Annotated in this window: 13 protein-coding genes; 5 read left to right on the top strand and 8 right to left on the bottom strand. The window is 36.9% G+C overall.

What is annotated here, in order from left to right; translation table 11 throughout:
- Positions 1-122 precede the first annotated feature (122 nt).
- Together GWJ05_RS17305 and ybjG are read right to left on the bottom strand one after the other, a co-directional pair.
- On the bottom strand, positions 123-1,439 hold the full coding sequence (locus tag GWJ05_RS17305) for an HAAAP family serine/threonine permease (protein WP_036938194.1): 1,317 nt from the start codon (positions 1,437-1,439) through the stop codon (positions 123-125).
- 911 nt (positions 1,440-2,350) lie between these two features.
- Entirely contained in the window at positions 2,351-2,962 is a 612-nt protein-coding gene (gene ybjG, locus GWJ05_RS17310) for an undecaprenyl-diphosphate phosphatase (protein WP_036938192.1), read from the bottom strand.
- A gap of 239 nt (positions 2,963-3,201) precedes the next feature.
- Between ybjG and GWJ05_RS17315 the strand changes: the two genes are divergently transcribed.
- A complete protein-coding gene (locus GWJ05_RS17315; protein ID WP_036938190.1) occupies positions 3,202-3,621 on the top strand; it encodes a secondary thiamine-phosphate synthase enzyme YjbQ in 420 nt (139 codons plus the stop codon).
- 258 nt (positions 3,622-3,879) lie between these two features.
- On the opposite strand, the gene GWJ05_RS17320 is transcribed toward GWJ05_RS17315, so the two are convergent.
- Positions 3,880-4,143 (bottom strand): GrxA family glutaredoxin, encoded by a 264-nt coding sequence (locus GWJ05_RS17320; protein ID WP_036938187.1) that lies wholly within the window; start codon positions 4,141-4,143, stop codon positions 3,880-3,882.
- Positions 4,144-4,314: 171 nt separating this feature from the next.
- Between GWJ05_RS17320 and GWJ05_RS17325 the strand changes: the two genes are divergently transcribed.
- From GWJ05_RS17325 to GWJ05_RS17340, 4 genes are all read left to right on the top strand, one after another.
- On the top strand, positions 4,315-4,617 hold the full coding sequence (locus tag GWJ05_RS17325) for a YbjC family protein (RefSeq protein ID WP_036938185.1): 303 nt from the start codon (positions 4,315-4,317) through the stop codon (positions 4,615-4,617).
- Between the two features lie 168 nt (positions 4,618-4,785).
- Positions 4,786-5,301, top strand: a complete 516-nt coding sequence (locus GWJ05_RS17330) for a YbjN domain-containing protein (protein WP_036938182.1) — start codon at positions 4,786-4,788, stop codon at positions 5,299-5,301.
- Between the two features lie 30 nt (positions 5,302-5,331).
- Entirely contained in the window at positions 5,332-6,465 is a 1,134-nt protein-coding gene (gene rlmC / locus GWJ05_RS17335; protein WP_036938179.1) for a 23S rRNA (uracil(747)-C(5))-methyltransferase RlmC, read from the top strand.
- Between the two features lie 102 nt (positions 6,466-6,567).
- Positions 6,568-7,767 (top strand): multidrug effflux MFS transporter, encoded by a 1,200-nt coding sequence (locus tag GWJ05_RS17340; protein ID WP_036938177.1) that lies wholly within the window; start codon positions 6,568-6,570, stop codon positions 7,765-7,767.
- A 97-nt stretch (positions 7,768-7,864) separates the two neighbouring features.
- Here the strand turns inward: GWJ05_RS17340 and artM are convergent, their stop codons facing one another.
- The 5 genes from artM to GWJ05_RS17365 all read right to left on the bottom strand — a co-directional run bounded on the left by artM (position 7,865) and on the right by GWJ05_RS17365 (position 12,301).
- A complete protein-coding gene (gene artM, locus GWJ05_RS17345; RefSeq protein WP_036938175.1) occupies positions 7,865-8,533 on the bottom strand; it encodes an arginine ABC transporter permease ArtM in 669 nt (222 codons plus the stop codon).
- On the bottom strand, positions 8,533-9,237 hold the full coding sequence (gene artQ / locus GWJ05_RS17350; protein ID WP_036938173.1) for an arginine ABC transporter permease ArtQ: 705 nt from the start codon (positions 9,235-9,237) through the stop codon (positions 8,533-8,535). The genes artM and artQ overlap by 1 nt, the downstream gene beginning before the upstream one ends.
- 17 nt (positions 9,238-9,254) lie before the next feature.
- The gene (artJ, locus tag GWJ05_RS17355) at positions 9,255-9,989 is read right to left on the bottom strand and encodes an arginine ABC transporter substrate-binding protein (protein WP_023581291.1); all 735 of its coding nucleotides are present in this window, start codon (positions 9,987-9,989) and stop codon (positions 9,255-9,257) included.
- 14 nt (positions 9,990-10,003) lie between these two features.
- Entirely contained in the window at positions 10,004-10,732 is a 729-nt protein-coding gene (artP, locus tag GWJ05_RS17360) for an arginine ABC transporter ATP-binding protein ArtP (RefSeq protein WP_087803676.1), read from the bottom strand.
- Positions 10,733-10,840: 108 nt separating this feature from the next.
- On the bottom strand, positions 10,841-12,301 hold the full coding sequence (locus tag GWJ05_RS17365; RefSeq protein WP_161681524.1) for a DUF2867 domain-containing protein: 1,461 nt from the start codon (positions 12,299-12,301) through the stop codon (positions 10,841-10,843).
- Positions 12,302-12,331: the final 30 nt, after the last annotated feature.

Here is a 12,331-nt window from a genome sequence, read left to right on the forward strand (position 1 = left end):
ATTCGCCTCCCTAATTAATTTAAAGGCGCAACTGTGTGATTATTAGAGTGATAAGTGTCAGTTTTGAAGTCTAAAGCTGTAATGGCTACTTTCATAAAAGAAAGTAGCCATTAGATGCCTTATTAGCCCATGAAAGAGTTAATTAAGCTATAGAAAACTGCTGAGATTGCGATAAGACCCATGATTACAACGAATACGTTGCTGATATGGCCTTCGTATTTCTTCATCGCAGGTACTTTACGGATTGCATACATAGGCATCAGGAACAGTAACATTGCGATAATTGGACCACCTAACGTTTCAATCATACCTAAGATGCTTGGGTTTAACGTTGCAACGATCCACGTTGTAACCAGCATAAACAGTGCAGTGATTTTGTTTAAACGATCTTTTTCGATTGTTTTACCTTTTTCACGCAATGATTTGATGATTAAACCATTGAAACCTTCACGAGCACCTAAGTAGTGACCTAAGAAAGATTTCGTAATCGCAACAAAAGCAATAAATGGAGCAATATAAGCGATAACAGGTGCTTCAAAATGGTTAGCCAGATAAGACAGGATACTGATATTCTGTGCTTTTGCTTCTGCTAAGTTTTCTGGTGTTAAGCTAAATACACAGCTAAACACGAAGAACATAACAGTGATAACCATCATGATGTGCGCATAAGCTAAAATGCGTGAACATTTCTTCTCAGCGTTTTCACCGTATTCTTCACGTTTTGCAACCGCAAAAGCAGAGATAATGGGGGAGTGGTTGAAAGAGAATACCATGACAGGGATAGCTAACCACAGTGTTACTAATAGGCCTTGGCCCATACCTGAAGTTGTTGCGTGATCAAAAGAGAGAGTCTCAAGTATTGCGCCATTCCATTCAGGAATAAGATACAGTGCTAAAACCATCAAGACGGCAACAAATGGGAACACTAGCACACTCATTGCTTTAACGATAGCTTGTTCACCAAAGCGAATAATTGACATGATACCGACAATCAGTATCAGCGATAAAATTGCGCGAGGTGGTGCAGTCATGTGCATTTGGTTCACTATAAAGCTTTCTACTGTATTGGTGATAGCAACACTATAAACCAATAAAATAGGGTAAATAGCAAAGAAATAGAGCAGAGTAATCAGTTTACCTGCTGTTTTACCAAAGTGTTCTTCAACAACTTCAGTGATATCTTCACCTGGGTTTTTACCTGATAACACAAAGCGACACATACCACGGTGTGCAAAGAAGGTCATTGGAAATGCAAGCACTAACATGATCAACAGAGGAATTAAGCCACCAATCCCTGCATTGATAGGTAAAAATAGAACGCCAGCACCGATAGCCGTACCATATAAACCTAACATCCATACCGTATCTGACTTACGCCATGTTTTGTAATCACCTTGGGTGTTACCCGATGCGATAGAACCAGCTTTGGTTGTATCCATAATACTCTCCGAAATAACGCGGTAAAAAAAATAATGAATAAAATAAAAGCGTGATTTTATTTCTTATCAGAAACAATCACGACATAAATTTAATTATGAATAAATGAGAGCATTGAGTACCTGGTGTTATCTCAATATCTTCAATTACCACATACTAAAATCTTTAAATTTCAAAAGAATTACGATCTTCTAAAATTTGAAAAAATATTCGATAAGTTTATATCCAGACTTAAGAGGTGCAGAATATAGTGTTTTTCAGGATAAACTACCGTGATCACCATCTCAAATGCTAAATATAACTGAAAAATCTAAAAATGTAACATTTTTTATATTTTGTGTTTTTATAAGGGTTTTTTAAACATTTTGAAATACTTTTCCATTTTTAATGGAGATTGATAATAAATCCATATACCTGAATGTTCATATATTAATGATTAAAATTAGACTTTTTTATTTCTTATAAAATAAATGATTTAAATCAATATGGTTATTTTTATTCACAATTAAAACATTATATTAACAATATAACACATTGATATTTATATACTAATTATTTTCTTTAATTTGTGTTTAAAAGTAGACAAAAGAATATAAAAATAGAGTATTACGATTATTTATTAATGATTTTCTTTTATTCTATGAAATGAAGATAACAATAATTCAGTCATAAGTAGAATATTGTTTATTATTACGACAATAAATTTGTTAATAAATGAGTTTGATATATTACAATATAGCGAATATAAAAACTTCATTTTGATTAAAATAACAACACATTTTTTTTTGGACAAATAATATAATAATAGAGGATAATTTTATTTAGATATTAATATATCGAAGTGGAGAGAATTGCTTAAGTTAAATATAAAAAAAGACCACAATAAATAGGGTCTTTTTCAAAGCAAGAAGGGTTAGGCTTTTGTCCAACCTTTACGAATCGGATAAGCAAAACAGAACTGATAAAGTTGTTGTACCCATTTTTGGAGTGCATTCCCGCCTTTAGACCAGAAGATCTGGCTTAAACCACAAGAAAGCAGAGCAACTATAAGGGCGCCTATCATATCGATTGGCCAATGCACACCAAGGTAAATACGCGCCCAAGCAATCGCAACTCCTAAACCTAGCATGATATAACCAATACGTTTACTGTTATGCCAAAACAGATAAGCTAATGCAATGGTGAAAACAAATGTACCGTGATTGCTTGGGAACGAAGGCGTTGCATCATGCTCAAGGAAATTATACCCAATATTGGCAGCAAAAGGGCGCTCATGAGGCGCAATTGCACCAATAAACCAAGAGATAGACAGCGCAATAACTAAAGAGACCGCAGCTTTACAGGCTAATGTTCTTTGCTGGCTAAGGTGTTTTTCATTACCCCACAACCAATAGAACACTAAAGATAAAGGAAAGAGATAGACAAGGTACTTAGCAATAATTATCGCCACACCGATTTCGAAAGGAGATGCTGCAGGTGTTGCATTCATCATTGAAAATACGGCTAAATTAAATTGTTCCAGCAAAGTAGGCTCCATACATGTCGTGCTGATAAGCGATGTTTATGATACATAATACGCAAGTTTTTAAGGGTAAATGAGCGAGTAATAAGGGTAAAGTGTTTTTTTCTTATTTAATTGTGCTTTTTTTAAAAGAATTGTCAGTTTTAGATTTAACTGAGCTAAAGCATGCTTAAAAAGAGAATTTCACTTATGGTATAGCTCTCACATTGCTCTTTTTTGTTATTTTCAACGAGGTATAAAAAATGTGGCTCCAAAAAAATATCGTACTCAACGCAAGGCCGAGAGGGTTCCACTTAATTACACAGACATTGATTCAAGAATTACCCGAACTAAGACAATATAAAATTGGAATTGCTCATTTTTTTATTCAACATACATCGGCTTCGTTAACGATTAATGAAAATGCAGATCCGACAGTACGAAGTGATTTTGAAAATTTCTTTAATCAAAGTGTTAAAGAGAATGAAAATTACTACCTTCACACTTATGAAGGAAGTGATGATATGCCAGCACATATAAAAAGCAGTTTACTTGGACAAAGTATCACTATTCCTATTAGTCAAGGCGAGCTTAATTTAGGAACTTGGCAGGGAATTTATCTTGGTGAACACCGTAATCATGGTGGTCGTCGCCGTATTATTGTGACATTGCAAGGTGAATAAGGCTCTATTTTAGGCAATAAAAAACCCGACAGTTATTTCACCAAAGGGGTTGAAACTATCGGGCTCCTCAATATTTGGGGACATCAAAGAAAAGCAGTGGCACTAATTCAGACTCTGAGTTAAGAAGAAAGTTCGCTGACTAATGAAAAAAAATAGAATTTTTTTTGGAAAGAGGAAGATATAAAGAGATAATGTGTGAAATAAAAAAAAGAAAGCGCTAAAACATATTGAAAAATAGCTTGTTTTAGCGCTTTTTGATTAGTTATAGATGCCTAAATTTTCTTTAGCATAAGCTTCAAAATCTGTGCAACCACCGATGTGTTTCTCATCAATAAAAATTTGTGGCACAGTTTCAACCTCTTTACCGACGGTTTTAGATAAATCTGCTTTTGTAATTCCTTCGGCTTGGATATCAACATAACGGAAATCAAAATCGTCACGTTTTTCAGCCAGAGTTTCAGCCAGTTGTTTAGCACGTACACAATATGGGCAACCAGGGCGACCAAAAATTACAACAAACATACGACACTCCTTATTGAGGAAATAAAATTCAGGCATAATAGTCTTTATTGGTTGATACTATGCCCTTTTATGAGGCTAAACAAAAACAGTTATTGCCTTTTAGTGTGATAAATTATACCAATTTGCCGAATAATGAGATAGGACTGCGATACAGCATTTAGCGGAGAAAATATGGAAAAGCCTTCTAATCGGGATATGAAATCACTGTCTGATATGCCAAAACCCATCATAATCATTGAGATCATAGGGATTATTTTATTAGTGATTGCTTATTTGTCTATCAATCAATATATCACATCTCCGCAGTGGCTAGGCACCTACACGGGGCAATTAACACTGGTTGTTCTGGGGGTTATCTGCATGATCCCGCCTGCTATTCATATTGTATGGCGTGCGATTTATCGCTTAACGTTTTTAGGTATTGATAACAAACCCGCGAATAATAAAAAGAAAAAAGAGAATAACGAACAATAGCGCACTGTTTTTTTTCAACAATGCATGAAAAACCAAGAAAATCCAATCTGTAAATTGGCTTAATTTTCTTAGTTTTTCTATTTATTAGTGCCTTCAAGATATAAAAAGTGGCAAAATAGCCTCAATGCCAAAAGGCACTCTTTTCTTTAGCGCGTAAAGGTTATTTGAATGAACGCTGTTGTGACCCCCGATCTGGATCAGCTAAAATCTTGGCTTGATGAACTACAGATTGCTTATTATGAATGTGACTCTTGTCAGGCGTTACATTTGCCACATCTTCAATATATCAGTGGCATATTTGATGCTAAAATTGATATTCTTGAAGATGTGCTTGTATTTACCGCTATCGCTGAATTAAAACCCTCAGCAATAGTGCCTTTAATGGCCAACCTTAGCCAAATTAATGCAAGTTCTTTGTTTATTAAAACATTTTTAGAAATTAGTGATGAAAACTTACCTAAATTAGTATTCTGCCAATCATTCCCTGTTGCCGCGGGGATCTCACTGAATCAGTTTGATCTGTTCTTACAAAAAGCAGAAGAACAATCAGCTGAAGTAGTCAGTGAGATTTTTAATAATGGTTTCTTGTATGGCGAAAAACAAGAAAGTGAAAATGAAGAAGATGATGAAGAAGATGTTGAAATAAGTAGTTCATCAACTGACTCCTCCTATACTGTACATTAATATTAATCTCCATAACGGTCACAAAATCTTATGCAATGCGCACGATTTAGTGCGGGTGATTGTCATTCTTGTGAATGGCTTTCTCTTGCTTATTCTGAACAAATCAAGAAAAAACAGCACAGCTTATTAGCATTGCTACCTGAAGATTATGCTTTTGATAAATTAGCGCCTGTTGAAAGCCAGCAAGCGCAATTTCGTAACAAAGCAAAAATGGTAGTCAGTGGCAGTGTTGAAAAACCAGTATTAGGTCTAAAAACACGAGAGGGTGTGGCTGTCGATTTATGCGAATGTCCTCTTTACCCTGACTCTTTTACACCGATATTCCCAATTTTAAAAACATTTATAGCGAGAGCAGGATTAGTACCTTACGATATTGAGCGTCGGCGTGGCGAACTTAAGTTTATTTTATTAACTGAAAGCAGAAGCAATGGCACGATGATGTTGCGTTTTGTTTTACGCTCAGAAAAAAAATTAGAGCAACTTCGTAAAGCACTTCCGTGGTTACAAGAAAAACTACCTCAATTGGCGGTTATCTCTGTGAATATTCAACCTGTTCATATGGCAATTCTTGAAGGTGAAAAAGAAATTATTCTGACTGAAAAAACGTTTTTAGATGAATCATTCAACAAAATTCCATTGCATATTCGTCCAAGAGGCTTTTTTCAAACTAATCCAGTTGTGGCCTCATCACTTTATGCTACGGCGGGTCGTTGGGTTAGAGAATTAAATATCTCACATTTGTGGGATATGTTTTGTGGATCAGGAGGCTTTGGGTTACATTGCGCAGATAAATTGACCCAATTGACAGGAATTGAGATTAGTCCTGAAGCAATAGAATGTGCGCGTTTATCAGCTTATGAATTAGGGTTAGAGCATGTTGAATTTCAAGCACTAGATTCAACGGGTTATGCATTAGCCAACGAGTTAGTGCCTGAATTAGTGCTTGTTAATCCGCCAAGACGAGGTATTGGTGAGGCACTGTGTGGCTATTTAAATAAAATGAAGCCTCGCTTTATTCTGTATTCGAGTTGTAACGCTCAAACTATGGTTAAAGATATTCAGCAACTTTCTCATTATCGTATTGATAGAGTGCAGTTGTTTGATATGTTTCCGCATACAGCTCACTATGAAGTGCTTACATTATTGGTATTACAAGACAGTTAAGATATTCATTACAAAATAGGCAATGGGTGTTAGTATAAATCAGTATTTAACGCTCGATGGATAACATCGGGCGTTTTCTTTTTTATTAGATGGGCATTTTTTATGCAGAATTTAAAAGCGTTGTTATTAGTGATGGTGTTATTGGGGCCTTTGGGGATCGATCTCTATTTACCGACGATCCCTGCGATTGCTCAAGATTTAGGAAGTAGTGTCTCCCTTATTCAATCGACTATCGCTTTATTTATTTTAGTTTTAGGTATAGGACAACTGATATCAGGGCCATTAGTGGATAAGTTTGGTCGTAAACCTATCGCTATCGTTGGGATCCTTATCTATATTGTGGGTTCTGTGATTGCAACGATCTCTACAGACTCAACGCTTTTTATTATTTCGCGATTATTACAGGCTTGTGCAGTGTGTTGTACTTCCGTTGTGGCTTTTACCTGTGTTCGTGACTGCTTTAATGGTAATGATGCGGCTCGTGTTTTTGGCTTTTTAAATGGTACCTTAAATATTATTCCTGCACTTGCACCCTTATTAGGTGGATTATTGGCTGAGTATTGGGGATGGCGTGCACCTTTTGGATTTTTAATTTTCTATTCAGTATTTGTGCTAGTGTTGATCACTCGCTTCTTACCAGAAACTAAGCCTGAAAATATAGCGCAATCGAAACAGAAATTAGGTAAAACATACCTTGAGATTTTGTGTAGTAAACGTTTTTTAACTTTTGCTTTCGTGAATGCAGGCACAATGGGAATGGCTTTAACTTATGTTTCATTTGCTCCTATTGTTTTGATGAATGATGCGAAGCTATCACCGCTGATTTTTTCCATTGTTTTTGGTGTAAATGGTTTTTGGATAATGTTTGTTAGCTTTTATGCAAACCGGGTGATCCACCGTGTTGGCAGACCTATTTGTTTGATATTAGGGGGTGGGTTAATGGGGGTAGGTTGTGTGAGTTTGTTATTAAGCTTAATGTTTATTCCTGCCGAAATACAAAGCCATTGGCTGATTTACATGCTCCCTGTAGCAAGTGCTTGCGCTGGATTAGCCTTTATTATGGGGCCTGCGACAAGTTATGCACTTGAGCCGTATTCACAGACGGCAGGTATTGCCTCTGCTTTGGTTGGTTTTATTCAAATGGCAGGCGGTGCTGCGTTAGGTTTAACTGCACTGACATCACCGGTACAACCTAAATTAGCATTAGCCGTTGTCATGTTAATTGGTAGCCTATTGGCGTGGAATGCGTATAGAGTAAGCCATAAGGAAGCGTTAATAGAAAAACAGACTACACAAAAATAGAACCATTATTTGTTACAATTTATTCAGCGATAAAAAAATACCCCAGAGATAAAAATATCCGGGGTATTTTTTTATCGACAGTTTGGCTTACGCATTTTTAATTACGATGTTCAAACTTTAAGGCTTTTTTCTCAATCAATCTCATGAGAAGTGTTAGTATTCCGTTGATGCCTAAATAAATAATGCCTGCGGCAACAAAGACCATCACATCATAACTTTGACCGAATACTTGTCGGCTATAACCTGTTAATTCAAGTAAAGTGATCGTACTGGCGAGTGAGGTACTTTTAAATATTAGTACAACTTCATTTGAATAGGATGAAAGCGCCCGCTTAAATGCATAAGGCAATATTACCCTTGCCGTTTGCACGGGGGACATCCCTAACGCTTGGCAAGATTGCCATTGTCCTGACGGAATCGCTCTTACTGCACCATAGAAAAGTAAGGTTGAATAAGCAGCACTATTTAATGCTAATGTAACCATGGCACAAAACCAAGGTGTTGATAATAACTCCCAAATCATAGGGAATTTTTGCAACACAGGAAATTGTCCAGGGCCATAATAGATTAAGAAAAACTGTACTAATAAAGGAGTACCGGTAAATAAGGTGATATATGCTTTTACAATTTGAGTAATAACTGGAGTTTTTAACGCCAAAATAAAGGTCATTAAAACCGAAAGTGTAAATGCCACCAGTAAAGCCACTAAAGTTAATGACAAGCTGGTTGGTAATCCCGGTAAAATATCAACAATATAATCCCACATTATGAGGCACTCCGTTCAAAGCGAGTTGTTCTCATTTCTAACCATTTCAGGATATATTGACTGATCAGCGTAATGGCTAAATAAATCAGTGCAACAATGCTATACCAAGTAAAAGGCTCTTGAGTTCTATTAGCAATACTTTGTGTTTGTAACATTAAATCATTAACACTGATTAATGAGACTAAAGCAGTATCTTTTAATAAAACTAACCACTGATTACCTAAACCGGGTAAAGCATGACGCCACATTTGAGGCATGATAAAGCGGAAGAAGATAGTAATACGGCCCATACCTAATGCTTGACCGGCTTCCCATTGTCCTGTTGGTACGGCTTTTAAGGCGCCACGTAACGTTTGTGAAGCATAAGAAGCATAAAGAAGTGAAAGGGCGATAACACCACAATAGAAAGGTAGAGAATCGGTGTCACCAAAGTCTATTTGCAAGGTGAATGAGCCTAATTCAATGCCATCCATTAAGATCATGACGCCTTGTAAGGTGCCATAATAGACAAAAAGAACCACCAGCATTTCTGGTAGTCCCCTAATGAGTGTTACCCAACATGTTCCTAAGAAAGCAAAGGCTTTCCATCTCGCAGATTCCCATGCTGTAAACAGCATGGCTAGAACTAATCCGATGATAAGCGCAGAAATAGCAAGTGAGACCGTTGTGACGGCCGCACCTGCTAGAGTTGTTATTTCATTCATTTATTAAGCTATTATTGTTATTCAAACCATTTTTTATAAATGACATCATAGGTGCCATCAGCTTTTACTTCAGCTAATGCTTTGTTCAATTTATCTTGTAAATCAGCATTGCCTTTTCTTACTGCGATCGCAAGGCCTGTACCAAAATAGTTAGGATCTGCAACTTTGTCGCCTACAATACCTAATTCAGGATTCTTTTTCAGCCATTCATTGACAACCGCAGTGTCACCAAAGATTGCTTCGATACGACCATTTTTAAGATCTAATACCGCATTTTGGTAACTGTCATAAGGAACAGTTTTCATCTCTTTATGTTGTTCATTGATGAATTTTTGATGAGTAGTCCCATTTTGAACACCAATTTGTTTACCTTTTAAACTCGCAACGTCAGAGATTTTACCCGTTACTGTAATAAATACAGCAGAGTTATCATAGTAAGAATCTGTAAAATCAACTTGTTTTTGACGTTCTGGTGTAATATCAATACCTGCCATTAGTGCTTCAAAACGACGGAATTTCAAACTAGGAATTAAACTATCAAATGATTGATTGGTAAAGGTACAATCCGCATTAATTTTTGCACACATAGCATTAGCGAGATCAACATCAAATCCTACAATTTGGTTATTCGCATCAATCATTTCGAATGGAGGATATGTTGCTTCAGTGGCAAAACGGATTGTCTCTTTTTCAGCCGCAGTTGCAGAAAGTGTAATACTGGTCAGAAGTGCTGCAAATAATATTTTTTTCATTGTCTGATCCCGATTTAGTGTGACAAGTAATTAGCAAAAGCTTCCGTTTGTGGAGCTGTAAAACGATAGTTATCGCCTTGCTCTATAATACGGCCGTTTTCCATATATACAACTTTGCTCGCGGCTTTGCGTGCAATTTCAACTTCGTGGGTCACAATCACTTGTGTAATACCCGTTTCAGAAAGTTCTTTTATAATATCAACAACTTGAGCTGTTATTTCAGGATCTAGTGCTGCTGTCGGTTCATCAAATAAGAGAACTTGAGGTTCCATCATTAATGCTCTTGCAATGGCAACACGTTGTTGCTGTCCACCTGATAAATGTAGTGGAAAGCGTCCTGCATAATCACTTAAACGTAAACGTTCAAGTAATTTCATCGCTTTTTCTTTAGCCTGTGGTTTTGATAAACCTAACACACGACAAGGCGCTTCAATTAAATTATCAATAACCGTCAAATGTGGCCATAAATTATATTGTTGAAATACCATGCCCACATTTTGGCGTAATAAACGAATTGCCTTTGCGTTAGGCTGTTGGCTAAAGTCAAAATGTAGACCTGCAATTTCTAACTCACCTGAACGTGGCATTTCTAATAAGTTAAGAACTCTCATTAGTGAGCTCTTGCCTGCACCACTTGGTCCTAATAGAACCATTGTTTCGCCAGCAGAGCATTCTAGATTAATATCATAGAGTGCTTGGTGCGAACCGTAGAAACAATTTATGTTTTTTAATTGAATACTCATGCGTTTTTTCTGAATAGTCATTAACTGGTTCAAATAATAAAACGATAAGAATAATTATGCAACAAAAACTGCATAATAAAGTGGTTTTTTTACGTAAAAATGGGTAATTCAGCTACTTTTTTCATTGTTAGATGAATTTTTATCCAGATTGTAAGCGTTGGTACTTATGGTTTTAGCCATCCCTTTGAAAATAAATAAGTGTGCAGGCATCATCGCAAACCAATAAAGTAATCCACTAAAGCCTGCTGGATGCCACCAAGCACGAACATCAATAGAACGAAGATTGCCACTATCATGGATGGTAAAAGAAAGTCGGCCTAAGCCAGGGGCTTTCATGCCAAACAACAATGTGAGTTGCTTTTCAGGCTCAAGTTTTATCACTCGCCAACCATCAATCATATCACCGAGTTTTAATGTGTCTCTAGAAGGTCGACCATAAGTCACTTTATTTCCGACCATATCATCCATAGCCGCGCGTATTTTCCATAGTGCGTTGCCATAAAAGTAGCCTTGCTCACCACCAATTTGTTGTACGGTATGCCAAAGCGATTTTGCTGTTGCAGGTGTTGAAACAGTACATCCTGCGTTTTTAGGGTAATAACCATAACCAGGCTTCCAACGACTGCGAACAGCAGGATCGTAACCCCAATCTTGATTATCTAAAGCGGCTTCTTCATCTGCTAATGTTTCTCTTACGGCATCATCAAAAGCGATTAATGTTTGAGGGATAAGTTTACGTAAACGAGCATCGTGAGCAGGAAGATCATGCTTGAGTCCTTGAATAAGCTCCTTAGCAATGGAGGTTGGTACAGAGGTTATCATGCTAATAAAGCCTGCTGAAATAAGGCTGCCTGGCATAGGTAATGGGATCAATACACGCTTTTTACCTGAAATTTTAATAAAGCGCTCAAAAAGAGTTTGATAACTAATATATTCGGGGCCACCAGCATCAAAAACACGATGTTGATGTGAGGGGTGATGGATAATTTCAGATAAATAGTGAATTAAATTTTTTAAGGCGATAGGGGAAGATTTTGAGCGAACCCAGCGTGGAGGCGTAAGAATAGGAAGGTTATAAACCATATCACGCATAATCTCAAAGGCGGCAGAGCCAGGGCCAACAATCATGGAGGTACGAATTTCAGTTACAGGAATAGTACTTGTTCTTAATACCTCACCAGTGAGTTTTCGTGCAATGAGATGAGGTGAGTATTGCTGATCTTTATGTTGCAAGGCGCTTAAAAAAATAATTTGTTTAACTTTTGTGCCTTCTAAAGCTTCAACAACATTAATTGCTGCTTTACGCTCTTGCTCAACTAAATTATGAGCATCACCCATGCTATGAACAAGGTAGTACACGATATCAGTATCATGCATGACTTTGTTTAAGGTTTCTGGATTGTGCAAATCCACGAAGATACAGCGTGTGTTTTCCCAACCTTGAGACATCATCCAATCAACTCTACGTGCACCCGCAGTGACTTGATGACCTTGTTTTATCAGAGCTGGAATAAGATTTTGACCAATATGACCACTTGCACCAAGTACTAATACACGCTGTTGATTCATTATTAACCCACTGTAAAAGAGAACACTATT

Source organism: Proteus sp. G2626 (assembly GCF_009915985.1).
GTDB classification, from domain to species: Bacteria; Pseudomonadota; Gammaproteobacteria; order Enterobacterales; family Enterobacteriaceae; genus Proteus; species Proteus vulgaris.

Coding starts and splice junctions, on each gene's coding strand:
- artJ (WP_023581291.1), bottom strand. CDS start 9,989: ATGAAAAAAATATTATTTGCAGCACTTCTGACCAGTATTACACTTTCT.
- artQ (WP_036938173.1), bottom strand. CDS start 9,237: ATGAATGAAATAACAACTCTAGCAGGTGCGGCCGTCACAACGGTCTCA.
- rlmC (WP_036938179.1), top strand. CDS start 5,332: ATGCAATGCGCACGATTTAGTGCGGGTGATTGTCATTCTTGTGAATGG.
- artP (WP_087803676.1), bottom strand. CDS start 10,732: ATGAGTATTCAATTAAAAAACATAAATTGTTTCTACGGTTCGCACCAA.
- GWJ05_RS17365 (WP_161681524.1), bottom strand. CDS start 12,301: ATGAATCAACAGCGTGTATTAGTACTTGGTGCAAGTGGTCATATTGGT.
- GWJ05_RS17305 (WP_036938194.1), bottom strand. CDS start 1,439: ATGGATACAACCAAAGCTGGTTCTATCGCATCGGGTAACACCCAAGGT.
- GWJ05_RS17320 (WP_036938187.1), bottom strand. CDS start 4,143: ATGTTTGTTGTAATTTTTGGTCGCCCTGGTTGCCCATATTGTGTACGT.
- GWJ05_RS17315 (WP_036938190.1), top strand. CDS start 3,202: ATGTGGCTCCAAAAAAATATCGTACTCAACGCAAGGCCGAGAGGGTTC.
- GWJ05_RS17340 (WP_036938177.1), top strand. CDS start 6,568: ATGCAGAATTTAAAAGCGTTGTTATTAGTGATGGTGTTATTGGGGCCT.
- artM (WP_036938175.1), bottom strand. CDS start 8,533: ATGTGGGATTATATTGTTGATATTTTACCGGGATTACCAACCAGCTTG.
- GWJ05_RS17330 (WP_036938182.1), top strand. CDS start 4,786: ATGAACGCTGTTGTGACCCCCGATCTGGATCAGCTAAAATCTTGGCTT.
- GWJ05_RS17325 (WP_036938185.1), top strand. CDS start 4,315: ATGGAAAAGCCTTCTAATCGGGATATGAAATCACTGTCTGATATGCCA.